16 protein-coding genes and 1 pseudogene are annotated in these 15,448 nt (G+C 61.0%); 15 read left to right on the top strand and 2 right to left on the bottom strand.

The genetic code is table 11. From position 1 onward, the window contains the following. Positions 1-81: 81 nt before the first annotated feature. Complete coding sequence (speB, locus tag ACQG11_RS04955) at positions 82-1,002, top strand: agmatinase (RefSeq protein WP_017382921.1); 921 nt, start codon at positions 82-84, stop codon at positions 1,000-1,002. Positions 1,003-1,078: 76 nt separating this feature from the next. Here the strand turns inward: speB and ACQG11_RS04950 are convergent. Next, positions 1,079-1,411, bottom strand: a pseudogene (locus ACQG11_RS04950) (MFS transporter); the annotation flags it as partial. A 415-nt stretch (positions 1,412-1,826) separates the two neighbouring features. Between ACQG11_RS04950 and ACQG11_RS04945 the strand changes: the two are divergent. The 14 genes from ACQG11_RS04945 to ACQG11_RS04880 all read left to right on the top strand — a co-directional run bounded on the left by ACQG11_RS04945 (position 1,827) and on the right by ACQG11_RS04880 (position 14,521). Beyond that, complete coding sequence (locus ACQG11_RS04945; protein ID WP_003860044.1) at positions 1,827-2,150, top strand: Rieske (2Fe-2S) protein; 324 nt, start codon at positions 1,827-1,829, stop codon at positions 2,148-2,150. Continuing rightward, positions 2,147-2,455, top strand: a complete 309-nt coding sequence (locus ACQG11_RS04940) for a recombinase-like helix-turn-helix domain-containing protein (protein WP_155025147.1) — start codon at positions 2,147-2,149, stop codon at positions 2,453-2,455. The genes ACQG11_RS04945 and ACQG11_RS04940 overlap by 4 nt, the downstream gene beginning before the upstream one ends. A 10-nt stretch (positions 2,456-2,465) precedes the next feature. Then, positions 2,466-3,488, top strand: a complete 1,023-nt coding sequence (locus tag ACQG11_RS04935) for an aromatic ring-hydroxylating oxygenase subunit alpha (RefSeq protein ID WP_017692695.1) — start codon at positions 2,466-2,468, stop codon at positions 3,486-3,488. Next, on the top strand, positions 3,488-4,237 hold the full coding sequence (locus ACQG11_RS04930; protein ID WP_353417033.1) for an SDR family oxidoreductase: 750 nt from the start codon (positions 3,488-3,490) through the stop codon (positions 4,235-4,237). Before ACQG11_RS04935 ends, ACQG11_RS04930 begins: the two co-directional genes overlap by 1 nt. A 12-nt stretch (positions 4,238-4,249) precedes the next feature. Continuing rightward, on the top strand, positions 4,250-5,038 hold the full coding sequence (locus ACQG11_RS04925; protein ID WP_032671673.1) for an IclR family transcriptional regulator: 789 nt from the start codon (positions 4,250-4,252) through the stop codon (positions 5,036-5,038). Positions 5,039-5,116: 78 nt separating this feature from the next. Then, positions 5,117-6,043, top strand: coding sequence for a VOC family protein (locus ACQG11_RS04920; RefSeq protein WP_271075152.1), 927 nt, complete (start codon positions 5,117-5,119; stop codon positions 6,041-6,043). Further along, complete coding sequence (locus ACQG11_RS04915) at positions 6,040-7,227, top strand: NAD(P)/FAD-dependent oxidoreductase (RefSeq protein ID WP_426728213.1); 1,188 nt, start codon at positions 6,040-6,042, stop codon at positions 7,225-7,227. The genes ACQG11_RS04920 and ACQG11_RS04915 overlap by 4 nt, the downstream gene beginning before the upstream one ends. 25 nt (positions 7,228-7,252) lie before the next feature. Continuing rightward, positions 7,253-8,509 carry an MFS transporter gene (locus ACQG11_RS04910; protein ID WP_022649340.1) on the top strand — a complete coding sequence of 419 codons (1,257 nt, stop codon included), beginning with the start codon at positions 7,253-7,255 and terminating at the stop codon, positions 8,507-8,509. Between the two features lie 10 nt (positions 8,510-8,519). Further along, a complete protein-coding gene (locus tag ACQG11_RS04905; RefSeq protein ID WP_022649339.1) occupies positions 8,520-9,050 on the top strand; it encodes a cupin domain-containing protein in 531 nt (176 codons plus the stop codon). 9 nt (positions 9,051-9,059) lie between these two features. Then, positions 9,060-9,830: an alpha/beta fold hydrolase gene (locus tag ACQG11_RS04900; RefSeq protein ID WP_045308337.1), complete on the top strand. Its 771-nt coding sequence runs from the start codon at positions 9,060-9,062 to the stop codon at positions 9,828-9,830. Then, positions 9,814-10,608 carry an SDR family oxidoreductase gene (locus ACQG11_RS04895; RefSeq protein ID WP_041907473.1) on the top strand — a complete coding sequence of 265 codons (795 nt, stop codon included), beginning with the start codon at positions 9,814-9,816 and terminating at the stop codon, positions 10,606-10,608. Before ACQG11_RS04900 ends, ACQG11_RS04895 begins: the two co-directional genes overlap by 17 nt. A gap of 9 nt (positions 10,609-10,617) precedes the next feature. After that, positions 10,618-11,388: an aspartate dehydrogenase gene (locus tag ACQG11_RS04890; RefSeq protein WP_023295404.1), complete on the top strand. Its 771-nt coding sequence runs from the start codon at positions 10,618-10,620 to the stop codon at positions 11,386-11,388. A gap of 9 nt (positions 11,389-11,397) precedes the next feature. Continuing rightward, positions 11,398-12,867 (top strand): aldehyde dehydrogenase, encoded by a 1,470-nt coding sequence (locus ACQG11_RS04885; protein WP_426728212.1) that lies wholly within the window; start codon positions 11,398-11,400, stop codon positions 12,865-12,867. Between the two features lie 13 nt (positions 12,868-12,880). Next, positions 12,881-14,521 carry a thiamine pyrophosphate-binding protein gene (locus tag ACQG11_RS04880; protein ID WP_063201536.1) on the top strand — a complete coding sequence of 547 codons (1,641 nt, stop codon included), beginning with the start codon at positions 12,881-12,883 and terminating at the stop codon, positions 14,519-14,521. Positions 14,522-14,566: 45 nt separating this feature from the next. Here ACQG11_RS04880 and ACQG11_RS04875 read toward each other — a convergent pair whose 3' ends face one another. Further along, positions 14,567-15,325 (bottom strand): M48 family metallopeptidase, encoded by a 759-nt coding sequence (locus ACQG11_RS04875; protein ID WP_003860073.1) that lies wholly within the window; start codon positions 15,323-15,325, stop codon positions 14,567-14,569. Positions 15,326-15,448 lie beyond the last annotated feature (123 nt).

The raw sequence follows: 15,448 nt of genomic DNA, 5'->3' as shown, positions 1-15,448 counted from the left end.
CCTTCCTCGTCGGGTTTAACGACGCGGAGGGGATTTTTTTTCATCTGTTTTTAATGTATCGACTTTATAAGAGGTCAGGACATGAGCACTTTAGGTCATCAGTACGATAATTCTCTGGTATCTAACGCGTTTGGTTTTTTACGCCTTCCGATGAACTTCCAGCCTTACGACAGCGATGCTGACTGGGTGATCACCGGCGTACCGTTCGACATGGCAACGTCCGGTCGTGCGGGTGGACGTCATGGCCCGGCGGCAATCCGTCAGGTTTCCACCAACCTGGCCTGGGAGCACAACCGCTTCCCGTGGAACTTCGACATGCGCGAGCGCCTGAACGTGGTGGACTGCGGTGATCTGGTGTACGCCTTCGGTGACGCGCGCGAAATGAGCGAAAAATTGCAGGCGCACGCCGAGAAGCTGCTGGCGGCCGGTAAACGCATGCTCTCCTTCGGCGGTGACCACTTCGTGACCCTGCCGCTGCTGCGCGCCCACGCGAAGCACTTCGGTAAAATGGCGCTGGTGCACTTTGACGCGCATACCGACACCTACGCGAACGGCTGCGAATTCGACCACGGCACCATGTTCTACACCGCGCCGAAAGAAGGCCTGATCGATCCGAACCACTCCGTGCAGATCGGCATCCGCACCGAGTTCGACAAAGACAACGGCTTCACCGTACTCGACGCGGGCCAGGTGAACGATCGCGGCGTGGACGATATTCTGGCTCAGGTTAAGCAGATCGTCGGCGATATGCCTGTCTACCTGACCTTCGACATCGACTGCCTGGATCCGGCATTCGCACCGGGTACCGGTACGCCGGTGATCGGCGGCCTGACGTCAGACCGCGCCATCAAGCTGGTGCGCGGCCTGAAGGATCTGAACATTGTCGGGATGGACGTGGTGGAAGTGGCTCCGGCCTATGACCAGTCCGAGATCACCGCGCTGGCCGCGGCGACCCTGGCGCTGGAAATGCTCTACATCCAGGCAGCGAAAAAAGGCGAATAAGCCTTACGCGCTGATTGCTGCTGCGCGCCGCATGCGCAGCAGCAACATTCCCCAGGCCAGCGTGAAGGTGTGGACAAACCCCGGTTATTTCGCGGGCGATGACCATTCCCGTCAGCGAGCCTAACAAAGGCGAAACCGCGCAGACCGCGGCCCAAATCGCAATGCTGCTTAATAATCCCTGCCGATAATGAAGTTTGCTTTCAATAACCGGCGTTAATAATAGAGCGGAAAAACCATAACCCAGAAGAAAGCAGGTCATGAGTAGACCCTGTAACATTCTGTTTTCATTTAACTGAAAATGTTCGGCAAATTCCGGGTTTAAAATCATTACCGAGATATTTACCCGATCGACGTACGAAATAATAATGAGTAATAAAAGCGCAATCGTGCCTTGCCATCTTGCCGTCATCATGTCCGCCTTACGTTTTTTGTAACTTATATTTTTCATCAATGTGATTGTCACGGAGCTAAAATGATTCACCTGTGAAACTCATTGTTTATTAAAGATAAATTAAAAATCAGTTTCACCGGTGAAACGCGAAAGAGGTGACGTTAATTTATTTTTAAAGAGTAAAAAGAAAGGAAGTCAATATCTTTTATTCAAAATAAGAGACCATTAAAAAAACGTATTTCTCACGCTGTAATAATGAAAATTTCATATCGCTGCATTTTTTCGTGATCCCTTGCACACTTAGTTAATTAATTGCCGATCGATTAACAAATTCGTCACATTGTCGCTTGACGAAACATTCATCGCTTTTATATTGACCGTATTAAATAAGAAACAGAGTTTCATATATGAAACAAAAGCCTGGAGGATCGTGATGAGCTGGATAGGCGTATGTGACGCAGAACAAGTACAGGAAGATTTCCCTTTTAGCGGCAACGTCGACGGGAAAGAGATCGGCGTTTACCTGATCGACGGTGAATATTACGCGCTGGAAGACGTATGCCCCCACGCCTATGCCCTGCTGAGTCAGGGCTTCGTAGAAGACGGCAAGGTGGAATGCCCGCTGCACGAGGCGGTGTTCGACGTCAAAACCGGCCAGTGTCTGCACGGCCCCGGAGGACGCAACCTCAACCGTTACCCGGTTCGGGTCTTTGAAAACCAGATTCAGATTACCTTTGTTGAGGAGACCGTGGCATGAGCGACACGCTGAACTACAACCCGGCGCTGCCGGAAAGCCGCCAGTTTACCCCGCCGGCAGAGGGCGGTAATGGCGCCATTCACAAGCCGGGCGAGTACCAGAACCTGATCTGGCAGACCCGCAGCCGTGAGCCGGAAAGCTGGGAGGTGAAGCTGATTGCGACGCTGGAAGAGCTTTTCGAACAGGGCGTTGAAACCCTGCCGGAGCTGGTAAACGGGCTGAACGCGGTGCGCATGCACGACCAGCAGGGCGAGCCGTGGAGCGACGCCAGCTTCCAGGTATTCTTACAGGTTAACGGCTACTGAGGGCAACGCGATGACAACGACCGTACAACACTATCTGGATAAAGGCCTGCGCGGCCTCTGGTATCCGGTGCTGGCGAGCTGGGAAGTGCAGTCTGCTCCTGTGGGCATCACCCGCCTGGGCGAGCAGATTGTGGTCTGGCGCAACAAAGACGGCCAGGTGCAGGCGCTGGAGGACCGTTGTCCGCACCGCGGCGCGCGCCTGTCGATGGGCTGGAACCTCGGCGACCGCATCGCCTGCTGGTATCACGGCGTAGAGGTGGCGGGCAACGGCGAGGTGAAAGACGTGCCCGCTGTGGATAAATGTCCGCTGGTCGGCCAGCAGTGCGTGCGCAGCTATAACGTGCAGGAGGCGCACGGCGCCATCTTCCTCTGGTTTGGCGTCACCGCGGATCAGCAGCCGGACGAACTGACCTTCCCGGATGAACTCGCCGACACGGAAAACTTCAGCAACTTCCTCTGCACCGCCGCGTGGAAATGCAATTACCAGTACGCGCTGGAAAACGTGATGGACCCGATGCACGGCACCTATCTGCACTCCTCCTCGCACTCGATGGCGGAAGGGGATCGCAAGGCCGACATGGTGCTCCAGCCGACCAAAACCGGCTTTATCTTTGAGAAGAAAGGGCAGAGCGGCGTCAACTTCGACTGGGTGGAGCTGGGCAACAGCGGCACCTGCTGGATGCGTCTCTCCATTCCGTACAAGAAGCGTTTCGGGCCGGGCGGCCACTTCTTTATCGTCGGCATGGTGGTGCCGGAAGATAACGACAACTGCCGCGTCTTCTTCTGGCGCATTCGCCGGGTGCAGGGCTGGCAGCGCGATATGTGGCGCTTCATGTACCGCAACCGTCTGGAAAAACTGCACTGGGAAGTGCTGGAGCAGGACCGCGTGGTGCTGGAGAGCCTGGCGCCAAACGCCCGCGATCATGAATACCTGTATCAGCACGACGTTGGCCTCTCGCGCCTGCGCCGCATGATGCAAAAGGCCGCCAAAGAGCAGCTGGCGATGCGTGAAGCACAGCAGGGGGCCGCCTGATGAACGGGCTGCTGAGCGGTAAGCGCATCGTCATAACCGGCGCCGCGCGCGGGCTGGGCTTTCACTTTGCCAAAACCTGCGCGGAGCAGGGCGCGGCGGTGGTGATGTGCGACATCCTCAAAGGCGAGCTGGCCGAGAGCGCCCACCGGCTGTGTGAGCAAGGCTATGCGATCGAATCGCACGTTATCGATCTGGCCGATCCGCAGTCCATTGAGCAGGTGTTCAGCGCGATTGGCGAGCAGGGGCTGATTGACGGCCTGGTGAACAACGCGGCGATGGCGACGGGCGTCGGCGGCAAAAATATGCTCGATTACGATCCGGATCTCTGGGATCGGGTGATGAGCGTCAATGTCAAAGGCACCTGGCTGGTAACGCGCGCCGCCGTACCGCTGCTACGCGAGGGGGCGGGCATCGTGAACGTCGCGTCCGACACCGCGCTGTGGGGCGCGCCGCGCCTGATGGCCTACGTCGCCAGCAAGGGCGCCGTGATTGCCATGACCCGCTCAATGGCGCGCGAACTGGGTGAAAAGCGTATACGCATTAACGCCATCGCGCCGGGGCTAACCCGCGTCGAGGCGACGGAATATGTCCCCGCCGAACGGCATCAGCTCTACGAAAACGGCCGTGCGTTAACGGGCGCGCAGCAGCCGGAAGACGTCACCGGCAGCGTGGTCTGGCTGTTAAGTGATCTGTCGCGGTTCATCACCGGACAGCTGATCCCGGTCAACGGCGGTTTTGTCTTTAACTAAGGTAGGGCAATGATGGCAAACGATCAGGAAGTGAAGTATCTGGTGCCGGGGCTGGAGCGCGGTTTACAGCTGCTGTTGGCCTTTGGCGAGCAGCATCGCGATCTGACCTTTGCCGAACTGCATCGGCTGGTGGATATGCCGAAGGCCACCGCCTATCGCGTGGTACAGACGCTGGAGTACATGGGATTTCTGGAGCGCAACACGCGCACCAATACCTTTTCGCTGGGCATGAACGTGCTGCGTCTTGGCTTTGAGTACATCGCCTCGCTGGACGTGGCGCAGGTCGGCCAGCCGGTGATCGAGCAATTGCGCGACGTGAGCCAGTGCAGCAGCCATCTGGCGATCCGCGACGGGCGCGACATTATCTATATCGCCCGCGTCAGCGCCGCCGGGTCGCGTATCAACCAGGTCAGCATTGGTACCCGTCTGCCGGTGCACTGCACCTCGCTGGGCCGCATGCTGTTGACCGATATTTCCCGCGCTGATTTCGAACAGCTGTTCCCGCATGAGCGCCTGCCGGGCAACACGCCGGGGCAGCTTCACGACCGCGAAGCCCTGTGGCAGATGGTGCAGCAGGACAAAGCCCGCGGGTATGTCATCGGCGAATCCTTCTTCCGCCACGGCATCTCTTCCATCGTCTACCCGGTGTATGACCGAAGCGGCCGCGTGGCGGCGGTGGTCAGCATTCTGGTGCCGTCGGAGGAGATCCCACTGAGCGACCGCGAGCGCCTGCAAAACGAGGTTCGCCTTGCGGCGGATAAAATTTCTGGCTTCTTAGGGTATCTGTCACAGGCCAGTTAAATCAGTGAGTTAACGTCAGGCGCTTGACTGCGTCGGGCATGTTTTACGCCCAATCTGGGCCAGATGAGGCAACGAACGATGAGTATAACCGGAATTGAAAAGCTGGAATTTGGTGTGGAAGACCTGACGCACTGCGCCAAATTTATGCGTGATTTTGGCCTGACGGGCGATGCCAGCGGCCAGCGTTTCACCACCCTGAGCGGCGCGCGCGTGGAGCTTAACCCGATCGACAGCCCCGACCTGCCGCCCGCGTTTGAAGCGGGCAACACCCTGCGCCGCATGACCTGGGCGGTTGCCAGCCAGTCTGAGCTGGATGCGCTGCGCCCGAAGCTGGCGCAACAGCCAGGTTTTCGTGAAGTGGGCGACGCGCTGGAATGCCTGGATCCGAACGGCATGACGCTGCGCGTGCAGGTGACCCAGCAGACCGACGTGGAGCTTAACGTCGAGCCAATAAACCAGTGGGGCGACGCCCGCCGTATCGACACACCCAGCCCGGTTTACGATCGCGCCCAGCCGATCAACGTGGGGCATGTGGTGTTCTTCGTGGAAGAGCTGGCGGCAGTAGAGAAATTCTACCGCGAGGTGCTCGGCTTCCAGGTCTCGGATCGCTATATCAACCGCGCCGTGTTCCTGCGCTGCGGGGCGCGTGGCGGCCATCACAACCTGTTCCTGCTGCAACTGCCGAACCGCAAGCGCGGCCTTAACCACGTGGCCTTCACCGTGCGCGACATCCACGAGGTGATCGGCGGCGGTATCGCGATGAATAAACATAACTGGAGCACCTTTATCGGGCCGGGCCGTCATCCGGTGTCGTCGGCGTACTTCTGGTACGTCAACAGCCCGACCGGCGGCGCGTTTGAGTATTACACCAACGACGACTACCTGACCGAAAACTGGCAGCCGCGCGAGCTGGAGCACTCCCTGGTCTCCTTTACCGAATGGGCGGTGGAGGGCGGGATTGACCACGACACGCGCCGTCAGCAGAAAAAGCCGGAGGCGGTATGACATCGCGCATTGTCATTATCGGCGGCGGCCAGGCGGGCGGCTGGGCGGCGAAAACCCTGCGTGACGAGGGCTTCGACGGCGAGATTTGCGTGGTGGCGGAAGAGGAATGGGATTTCTACGAGCGGCCGCCGCTGTCAAAAGCGTCTCTGCTGGAGCCGGACTCCGCGCTTCCGCGGCTGTTTAGCGAAGAAGCGCAGCAGGCGCTGAACCTGATCTGGTACCGCCCGCTGCGTGCTGAATCAGTCGATCGTGAAGAGAAAATCGTGCGTTTAAGCAACGGCGAATGTCTTAGTTACAACATCCTTTTAATCGCTACCGGCGGGCGGGCGCGCCTGCCTTCGCAGGCGTGGGCCAGCCATCCGCAGGTCTACACCCTGCGCCACTGGCAGGACGCGCAGCGCCTGAAAAGTCGCCTGTCGGAAAGTCACAAACTGGCGATTATCGGCGGCGGCTGGATTGGCCTTGAGATTGCCGCTTCCGCGCGGAAAAGCGGCGTGGCGGTCACCCTGTTCGAGCAGCAGCCTGCGCTCTGCATGCGCTCGGTGAGCGGCGAGGTGTCCCAGCGCCTGGAGGCCATCCACCGCGAGCAGGGGGGGGAGATCCGTACCGGTTGCGGCGCGCTGGAGCTGGAGGACGACGGCGGACTGCCGGTCATCCACTGCGACGGCAACCGTGAAACCTTTGATACGGTCGTGGTCGGGATCGGCGTCGATCTCAATCTGGAGCTGGCGCTTGATGCGGGGCTGAAAACCGGGCGCGGGATCGTGGTGGATGCCCAGGGACGCACCTCGGATCCATTCATCTTTGCCGCAGGAGATGTCGCCCAGCACCATCACTACGGCCTGTGCATCCAGTCCTGGGCCTTCGCCCAGAATCAGGCGGTGGCGACGGCGAAAGCGATGCTCAACCCCGATGCGCCAGGTTATGACGACGCGCCGTGGCTGTGGTCGGATCAATATCAGCACAATATTCAGATCCTCGGTATTCCGCAGCCGGAGAGTAAAACGATAGTGCGTGCAGATGCGCTGTTCTTCTCGCTGGATGAAAACGGGCGGCTGACGCAGCTGGTGGCGTTCAACGATGCGCGCACCGTCAAGCTGGCGAAGCGCTGGATGGCGGCGGGGCGGGATCTGTCGAACGTACCGCTTGCCGACCCGACATTTTCACTGATGTCACTGCGATAGCTAACCCGCACCCGTAGGGGGAGAGATGACCACACTAGAGACGAACACCGCGCCGGTTGAGGCGAGCGGTGAGGGGACCCGCACGCCCGAAAAAGCGGTGCGCTGGGCCATCCCGTTGTCGCTGCTGGCCTGCGTGCTGCTGGCGTTTTTCGACAAAATCAGCATCGCGGCGCTCTTTTCGGATACCCATTTCCAGCAGGCGATGGGCATTGATTTCGACACCACGCGCCTCGGCATATTGATGAGCGCCTTCCTGCTGAGCTACGGCTTTTCGTCGGTATTTTTGAGCGGTTTAGGCGACAAAATCGCGCCGCTGCGCCTGCTCACCGGGATGATGGCTGTGTGGTGCGTGCTGATGGTGGCGATGGGCTTTACCCATAACTACACGCTGATGATCGTCCTGCGCATCCTGCTGGGCGTGGCGGAAGGGCCGCTGTTCCCGCTGGCTTTCGCCATCGTGCGCCACAACTTCCCGCAGCATCTGCAGGCGCGCGCCACCATGCTGTGGCTGCTGGGCACACCGGTAGGGGCGGCAATTGGCTTCCCGCTCTCCCTCTGGCTGCTGAACACCTTCGGCTGGCAGAGCACCTTCTTTGTCATGGCCATGCTTACCGTGCCGGTGCTTATCTTTGTACGCATCGGCCTGCGCGGGATCCGTCTGGAGGCTAAACCCGGCACCTCGCAGGCGTCTCAGGACGAGCGGCGCGCGGCGCGGCGCGAGCTGTTCGTCAGCCCGCATTTCTGGATCATCTGCATCTTTAACATCGCGTTCCTGACCTACCTGTGGGGCATCAACGGCTGGCTGCCGGGCTACCTGATCAAAGGCAAAGGCATTCACCTTGAGCATGCAGGCTGGCTGTCGTCGATGCCGTTCATCGCCATGCTGGCGGGGGAAGTGATTGGCGCGTGGCTCTCGGACAGGGTCGATAAGCGCGCGGCGGCCTGCTTTATCTCGATGGCGGGGGCGGCGGTGGGGCTGGCGGCGGTGATGCACCTCGATACCCCGCTCGCCGTCATCGCGGCGATGAGCTTCAGCACCTTTATGTGGGGCACCGGCGCGCCCAACATTTTCGCCCTGCTGGCGAAGGCCACCCATCCCCGGGTGAGCGCCACGGCGGGCGGCATTTTCAACGGGCTGGGAAACTTTGCAGGCGCGCTGTCGCCGGCGGTGATGGGCGCGCTTATCGCCTTCACCCACAGCATGGATTCCGGGCTGATTTTTCTGGCGGTGATGGCGGCGGTGGGCTGCGTCCTGTTACTGCCGCTGCTGAGACGTTACTGAGGAGAGTGTCATGACTGATTCAACCGTAACCCACAAAACGGGCATCAAACCTGACCATCTGACGATGGAGGAGTGGGTCGAGTCGCGCATCGCGCGCTTCGAAGGCCGTAAATACGACTGGAACGCGCTGAAGTTCCAGGCCGATTTTGACCCAAAATACCGCCGGGCGCAGATGCGCTACATCGGCACCGGCGCAACCGGCGTAGCGAACGACACCAACACCGTGCAGGCGGACCATTTTACCTTCTCGACCATGGTACTGCCGTCGAAGTGCGAAGGGCCGCTGCACCTGCACGACGACGTGGAAGAGGTGTTCTTCATGCTCAAGGGGCAGATCACGCTGATGATCCAGGACGGCGACAACTACACCGAAACCGTGCTGCGCGAGCGTGACCTGATCTCCGTCCCGCCGGGCATCTATCGCGGCCTGTTTAACCACGGGGAAGAAGAGGCGCTGATGTGCGTCATGCTGGGGACCAACAAGCCGGAAATCCCGACCTATCCGTCCGACCATCCGCTCTCGAAAGTGAAGCGGAACTAAGGGGGCGCCATGACGGGTTTTCGTGAACAGGGAAGCGGCATTCCGCTGATGCTGCTACACGGGATCAGCTCTGGCGCTGCGTCCTGGCACAAGCAGATGGCGCTGAACGGTTTTCGCGTGCTGGCGTGGGACATGCCCGGTTATGGCGAAAGCCCGATGCTGGCCGTCGCGCGGGCAAACGCGGGGGATTACGCCGACGTGCTGGCGGCGATGCTGGATCGCGCCGGTGTCTGGCAGGCGGTGCTGGTGGGCCATTCCCTGGGGGCACTGGTCGCAAGTGCGTTTGCGGCGAAGTTCCCGGATCGCGTCATTCATCTTGTACTGGCCGACGCTGCGCAGGGCTACGGCAATGCCGCGCCGGAGCAGCGGGAGCAGGTCTGGCGCAACCGCGAGCAGCAGATGGCATTGGGCGGCGAAATCCTCGCCCAGACCCGTGCCGCGAAGCTGCTGCGCCCCGGCGCGCGCGCGGAAGATATCGCCACCGTCGCGGCGGGCATGCGCACGCTGCGCCCGGAAGGCTACCTTGCCGCCGCGTGGATGCTGGCGCATGACGACATTCACGGCTGGCTTAAACGATACTCCGGCACGTTTGAAGTCTGGTGCGGCGAGCAGGACGCGATAACGCAGCCCGAACTGGTGCAGGGGCTGGCGCTGCGCTACGGCATGCCGTTTACCACCATTCCGCAGGCCGGGCACGCCAGCTATCTCGATAACGACGTGTTTTTCAACCAACAGCTTTTACGCATTAACGAAGAGGTGCGCGATGAATGCACAAATTGACGGGCGCGTAGCGGTAGTCACCGGCGGTTCTTCTGGCATTGGCTTTGAAACGCTGCGCCTGCTGCTGGGGGAAGGGGCGAAAGTCGCCTTCTGCGGCCGTGACCCGGACCGGCTCGCCAGCGCCCATGCGACGCTGCAAAACGAATTCCCCCACGGGGAGATTTTTTCTTACCGCTGCGACGTGCTGAACGCCGACGAGGTTCAGGCCTTTGCGGATGCGGTGCAGGCGCGCTTTGGCGCGGCTGATCTGCTGATCAACAACGCCGGGCAGGGCTACGTGGCGCACTTCCATGACACCCCGCGCGAGGCGTGGCTGCACGAGGCAGAGCTGAAGCTGTTTGGCGTCATCAATCCGGTGCAGGCGTTTCAGCCGCTGCTGGAGCAGTCAGACATTGCCTCTGTTACCTGCGTCAACTCCCTGCTGGCGCTACAGCCGGAGGAGCACATGATCGCCACCTCCGCTGCTCGTGCCGCGCTGCTGAACATGACGCTGACGCTCTCGAAAGAGCTGGTGGGTAAAGGCATTCGCGTCAATTCCATTTTGCTCGGCATGGTGGAGTCCGGCCAGTGGCAGCGCCGCTTTGAAAACCGGGCGGACAAAAGCCAGAGCTGGCCGGAGTGGACGGCGGATATCGCGCGCAAGCGCGGCATTCCAATGGCGCGCCTCGGCAGGCCGCAGGAGCCCGCGCAGGCGCTGCTGTTCCTCGCCTCGCCGCTGGCCTCGTTTACCACCGGCGCCGCGCTGGACGTTTCCGGCGGCTTCTGTCGCCATCTGTAAGGACGCATCATGAAAAAGGTAATGTTGATTGGTTTTGGTGCCATGGCGCAGGCGGTGATTGAGCGCCTGCCCGCCGGTGTGGCTATCGGCTGGATCGTGGCGCGCGCGTCTCACCATGCCGCCATTCACGACCAGTTTGGCGATGCGGTCGAGGCGTTGACGTCGCCAATGGCGTGCGCGCAAACGCCGGATCTGGTGCTGGAATGCGCCAGCCAGCAGGCGGTGGCCCAGTACGGGGAAGAGATCCTGCGTCGCGGCTGGCATCTGGCCGTCATTTCCACCGGCGCGCTGGCGGACAGCGCGCTGGAGCAGCGTCTGCTCGCCGCGGGCGGAAAACTGACTCTGCTTTCCGGTGCAGTGGCCGGTATCGACGGGCTGGCGGCAGCGAAAGAGGGTGGGCTTGAACGCGTCACCTATCAGTCGCGCAAAAGCCCGGCCAGCTGGCGCGGCAGCTATGCCGAGCAGCTTATCGATCTGAATGCGGTGTCAGAGGCAAAGGTCTTTTTTGAAGGCAGCGCCCGCGAGGCGGCGCGGCTGTTCCCGGCGAACGCCAACGTAGCGGCGACCGTGGCGCTCGGCGGCGTCGGGATGGATGACACCCGCGTGCAGCTGATGGTTGACCCGGCAACGAAACGTAACACCCACACGCTGCACGTCGAAGGATTATTCGGCGAGTTCCATCTGGAGCTGAGCGGGCTGCCGCTGGCGTCTAACCCTAAAACCTCCACCCTGGCGGCACTGAGCGCGGTGCGCGCCTGCCGCGAGCTGGCCCTGAGCTGAGGAGTGACGATGGACGATCTGAAGATTTTTATCGGCGGACAGTGGCGACACGGCGGAGGTAACCCGATGCAGAGCCACTTCCCGGCAGACGGGTCGATCAACGCGACGCTGAACGCCGCCAGTCTGGATGACCTGGAGGAGGCGGTAGACGCCGGAGAGCGCGCGTGGCGCGATCCCGCCTGGCGTAACAGCCTGCCGCACGTGCGGGCGAAGATCCTGCACAAGGTGGCGGATCTTATTGAATCCCGTGTGGATGAACTGGCGCAGATGCAGAGCCGGGATAACGGCAAGCCGCTGGCGGAAGCGTGCGGGCTGGTGATGAGCGCGGCGGGAACGGCGCGCTACTTTGCCGCCGCCTGCGAGCTGCTGGAAGGGGAACTTCCGACACCGCGCCAGCCGGATCTGCTGACGCTGAGCCGCTACGAGCCCCTTGGCGTGGTAGCGGCCATCACGCCGTGGAACTCGCCGATTGCCAGCGAAATGCAGAAGGTCGCACCGGCGATTGCCGCCGGGAACGCGGTGATCCTCAAGCCCGCCGAAGCCACGCCGCTGATGGCGCTGGAGCTGGCGCGGATTTTTGAACAGGCCGGGCTGCCCGCCGGGCTGCTGAGCGTCCTGCCGGGCAAAGGCTCGGTGATTGGCGATGCGCTGGCGCGTCATCCTCGCGTGCGCAAAATTTCCTTTACCGGCGGAACCACTACGGGCCGTCATCTGGCGCACGTGGCGGCGGAAAAACTGATCCCGGCCTCGCTGGAGCTGGGCGGCAAATCGCCGACTATCGTGCTGGAGGATGCCGATATCGAACAGGCGGCGCGTGGGATCTGCTACGGCATTTTCAGCTCGGCGGGGCAGGCGTGCATCGCCGGATCGCGGCTGTTTATCCACGAGAGTATTTACGCCCCGCTGATGGCGAGGCTGCAGGAATTAACTCGCGGGCTGCGCGTCGGGCATCCGTTTACCGACGGCGTGCATGTAGGACCGCTGATCGGCGAGAAACATCGCCAGAGCGTGATCGAGTACGTCGAACTTGCGAAGCGGGAAGGGGGCCGCGTGCTGTGCGGCGGCGAGATCCCCGCCGATCCCGCTCTGGCAAACGGCAGCTTCTTCCAGCCAACCATTATCGAAGGGCTACACAACAGCGCCCGCGCATGTCAGGAAGAGATCTTCGGCCCGGTGCTGGTGGCGATGCCGTTTGGCGATGAAGCGGCGCTTATTCGCGAGGCGAACGACTCGGTTTACGGCCTGGCGGCGGGGATCTGGACGCGCGATACCGGGCGCGCCCTGCGTCTCAGCGAGCAGCTGGAGGCAGGCACGGTGTGGATCAACACCTACAAAGTTTTTGCGATTTCGACCCCGTTCGGGGGCTTTAAAGAAAGCGGTCTGGGCCGCGAGAAGGGTATCCAGGGGCTGAAAGCCTGGATGCAACAAAAGAGCATTTATCTGGCGACGGGTAACAGCGTCAACCACTGGTGCGACTGAGAAAGGGTGAGCAATGAGCGAAATGATAACCGTCGGCGACGCCATCGCCAGAACGCTGGAGCAGTATCAGGTTGAGGCCATCTACGGCGTCATCTCCATTCACAACCTGCCGATAGCGGATGCGGTTGGGCAGCGGGGCAATATCCGCTTTGTACCCGCGCGCGGTGAAGCCGGTTCCGTCACCATGGCCGATGCTCACGGGCGCTTTTCCGGCCTCGGCGTGGCGCTGACCAGCACCGGCGCGGGGGCCGGGAACGCGGTAGGCGCGCTGGTGGAAGCGATGAATGCCTGCACGCCGCTGCTGCATTTAACCGGGCAGGTAGAGAAAGCCTGGCTGGACGCCGACACCGGGTTTATCCATGAAACCCGCGATCAGCTGACCTTCCTGAAGGCCAGCTCAAAACGGGCGTACCGTATCAGCAATGCGAATCAGGCGATAGCCATTCTGCATAAAGCCATCCAGGAGGCGCAGACCCCACCGTGCGGACCGGTCTCGGTGGAAATCCCGATTGATATTCAGGGCGCCAAAATTCCGCTGTCGCTGGTTACCGCCCCGGTCAAACCGGCATCGGTTCCAGCCGTGGATACCGGGATGGTTGACGCGCTGTGGGCGCAGCTCAAACAGGCGAAACAGCCGCTGCTGTGGCTGGGCGGCGGGGCGCTGGGAAGCGCTGAGGCGGTGAAAAAACTGGCGGATGCGGGCATCACCGTGATTTCCAGCACCCACGCGCGCGGCGTGCTGCCGGACGACCACCGCGCCAGCCTGCGGGCGTTCCACAACTCGCCGTCGGTGGAGGCGCTGATTGCGCAGTGTGATTTTACGCTGGTGGCCGGTTCACGTCTGCGCAGCAACGAAACCCGCTCCTGGACGCTTGAGCTGCCGTCCCCGCGGGTGCAGATTGATATCGACCCGGCGGCGGCCAGCCGTAACTACCTGATGGATAGCACGTTGATAGCCGATTGTTCAGCGCTGCTTGGCGCGCTGGCTAAAAAAGTGCAGGGCCGCGAGTGGGGCAACGCGCAGTGGGATATGCAGGTGCAGCAGGCGGTCGGGCAAGCTGAGCAGGGGCTGCGCGAGCAGTGCGGCGCCTATGCGAAGCTTAACGACGCCATAGAAAAAGCCTTGCCGAAAGACGGCCTGCTGGTGCGCGATATCACCGTGTCCGGCAGCCTGTGGGGTAGCCGCCTGTTCAGGGCTAACGGTCCGCTGCTGAACATTCACTCCCTCGCCGGGGCGATTGGTATGGGACTGCCGATGGCCATCGGCACCGCGATTGCCAACCCGCAGCGCAGGGTGGTGGGACTGGTGGGCGACGGCGGCCTGAGCCTCAATTTAGGCGAGCTGGCGACGCTGGCGCAGGAGAAAGCCAACGTGACGCTGCTCATCATGAACGACGGGGGCTACGGCGTAATGCGCGGTATTCAGGATAAATATTTTGGCGGGCGTCAGTATTATAACGAACTGCATACACCGGACTTTACCCTGCTGGCGCAGGCGATTGGCCTACAGGCCTGGAGCGTTGAGCGGGCTGAGGACTTTGATGCGGTGATGACGGAAGCGCTGGCGATGCCGGGGCCGTCGGTGGTAGAAGTGCGGATGGGGCAGATTGGCGCCCTGAAGTTTGCCGGGCCGCCACAGAAAACGCTGTACTGATTGAGCCTTGTTGCCCGGTAGCGCGGCGCGCACCGGGCCGAAGTTTTATTTAATTCCGTCTGCCGCCATGCGGTCACGGATATGCTGCGCGCGTTCAACGGAGGCCGGGTGATCGTCAAACATGGAGCTTTGACGGCCTTCCTCCAGTTTCGCCAGTTTTTCGAAGCTGGTGGCTAAACCCGATGGATTGATGCCGCGTTTGCGCAACAGATCGTAAGAGTAGTCATCCGCTTCCGACTCCTGACGCTGGGAGAACTGGGAGTTAACCAGTTTCTCACCCACGTCGCCCAGCTGCGACTGGGACAGGCTGCCGACAATGCCGCCCGCAGAGGCCGCCGCAGCACGCACGGCATTGGTGCCCAGCGCAACCTGCATCCCTTTCTTCACGTGACCGAGAGCAACGTGACCCATTTCATGGCCGATCACCGCTTCCACTTCGTTGTCGGTCATCATGTCCATCAGGCCGCTGTAAACGCGGATACAGCCGTTAGCCATCGCGAAGGCGTTGACGTCTTTCGCCATATACACCTTGTAGTTCACCGGCTGACCGTTAATGTTGTCGCCCAGCGCGGAAGCAATCTTGTTCAGACGCTGCGTGTAGGTGCTGTTTGCCGGGGCAAGCGTAGCTTTTCCATCCATATCCTTACAGGCCTCGTCGCTCAGCGCTTTCACCTGCGCATCGCTCAATGAGTAGGCCTGAAAAGCTTCTGCGCCTGAGGTCATCAGGCCGTTAGAATCCATATTCTGACAGCCGCTTAGCAGGAGCGTTGTTCCCACAGCCAGCCCAATTGCACGCATTTTCATGATGTTGCTTCCGTACTCGTTAATCTGAATTAATTCCGAAAAATGCACCGTCAACGAAGCCGGTGTCGGGCTAAGTATAAGGAATATCTACAGGGGCGGGCGAGTAGATTGCGCAACATGCGA

The sequence above is a fragment of the Enterobacter cloacae complex sp. 372C4 genome (assembly GCF_050030615.1).
Classification (GTDB): Bacteria; Pseudomonadota; Gammaproteobacteria; order Enterobacterales; family Enterobacteriaceae; genus Enterobacter; species Enterobacter intestinihominis.
This window is presented reverse-complemented; position numbering and strand designations above follow the sequence as displayed.

What these genes read in the sequence shown, in the direction of transcription:
- ACQG11_RS04895 (WP_041907473.1), top strand. Translation starts at nt 9,814, where the DNA reads ATGAATGCACAAATTGACGGGCGCGTAGCGGTAGTCACCGGCGGTTCT.
- ACQG11_RS04900 (WP_045308337.1), top strand. Translation starts at nt 9,060, where the DNA reads ATGACGGGTTTTCGTGAACAGGGAAGCGGCATTCCGCTGATGCTGCTA.
- ACQG11_RS04940 (WP_155025147.1), top strand. Translation starts at nt 2,147, where the DNA reads ATGAGCGACACGCTGAACTACAACCCGGCGCTGCCGGAAAGCCGCCAG.
- ACQG11_RS04915 (WP_426728213.1), top strand. Translation starts at nt 6,040, where the DNA reads ATGACATCGCGCATTGTCATTATCGGCGGCGGCCAGGCGGGCGGCTGG.
- ACQG11_RS04925 (WP_032671673.1), top strand. Translation starts at nt 4,250, where the DNA reads ATGGCAAACGATCAGGAAGTGAAGTATCTGGTGCCGGGGCTGGAGCGC.
- ACQG11_RS04880 (WP_063201536.1), top strand. Translation starts at nt 12,881, where the DNA reads ATGAGCGAAATGATAACCGTCGGCGACGCCATCGCCAGAACGCTGGAG.
- ACQG11_RS04945 (WP_003860044.1), top strand. Translation starts at nt 1,827, where the DNA reads ATGAGCTGGATAGGCGTATGTGACGCAGAACAAGTACAGGAAGATTTC.
- ACQG11_RS04935 (WP_017692695.1), top strand. Translation starts at nt 2,466, where the DNA reads ATGACAACGACCGTACAACACTATCTGGATAAAGGCCTGCGCGGCCTC.
- ACQG11_RS04875 (WP_003860073.1), bottom strand. Translation starts at nt 15,325, where the DNA reads ATGAAAATGCGTGCAATTGGGCTGGCTGTGGGAACAACGCTCCTGCTA.
- ACQG11_RS04910 (WP_022649340.1), top strand. Translation starts at nt 7,253, where the DNA reads ATGACCACACTAGAGACGAACACCGCGCCGGTTGAGGCGAGCGGTGAG.
- ACQG11_RS04930 (WP_353417033.1), top strand. Translation starts at nt 3,488, where the DNA reads ATGAACGGGCTGCTGAGCGGTAAGCGCATCGTCATAACCGGCGCCGCG.
- ACQG11_RS04890 (WP_023295404.1), top strand. Translation starts at nt 10,618, where the DNA reads ATGAAAAAGGTAATGTTGATTGGTTTTGGTGCCATGGCGCAGGCGGTG.
- speB (WP_017382921.1), top strand. Translation starts at nt 82, where the DNA reads ATGAGCACTTTAGGTCATCAGTACGATAATTCTCTGGTATCTAACGCG.
- ACQG11_RS04920 (WP_271075152.1), top strand. Translation starts at nt 5,117, where the DNA reads ATGAGTATAACCGGAATTGAAAAGCTGGAATTTGGTGTGGAAGACCTG.
- ACQG11_RS04905 (WP_022649339.1), top strand. Translation starts at nt 8,520, where the DNA reads ATGACTGATTCAACCGTAACCCACAAAACGGGCATCAAACCTGACCAT.
- ACQG11_RS04885 (WP_426728212.1), top strand. Translation starts at nt 11,398, where the DNA reads ATGGACGATCTGAAGATTTTTATCGGCGGACAGTGGCGACACGGCGGA.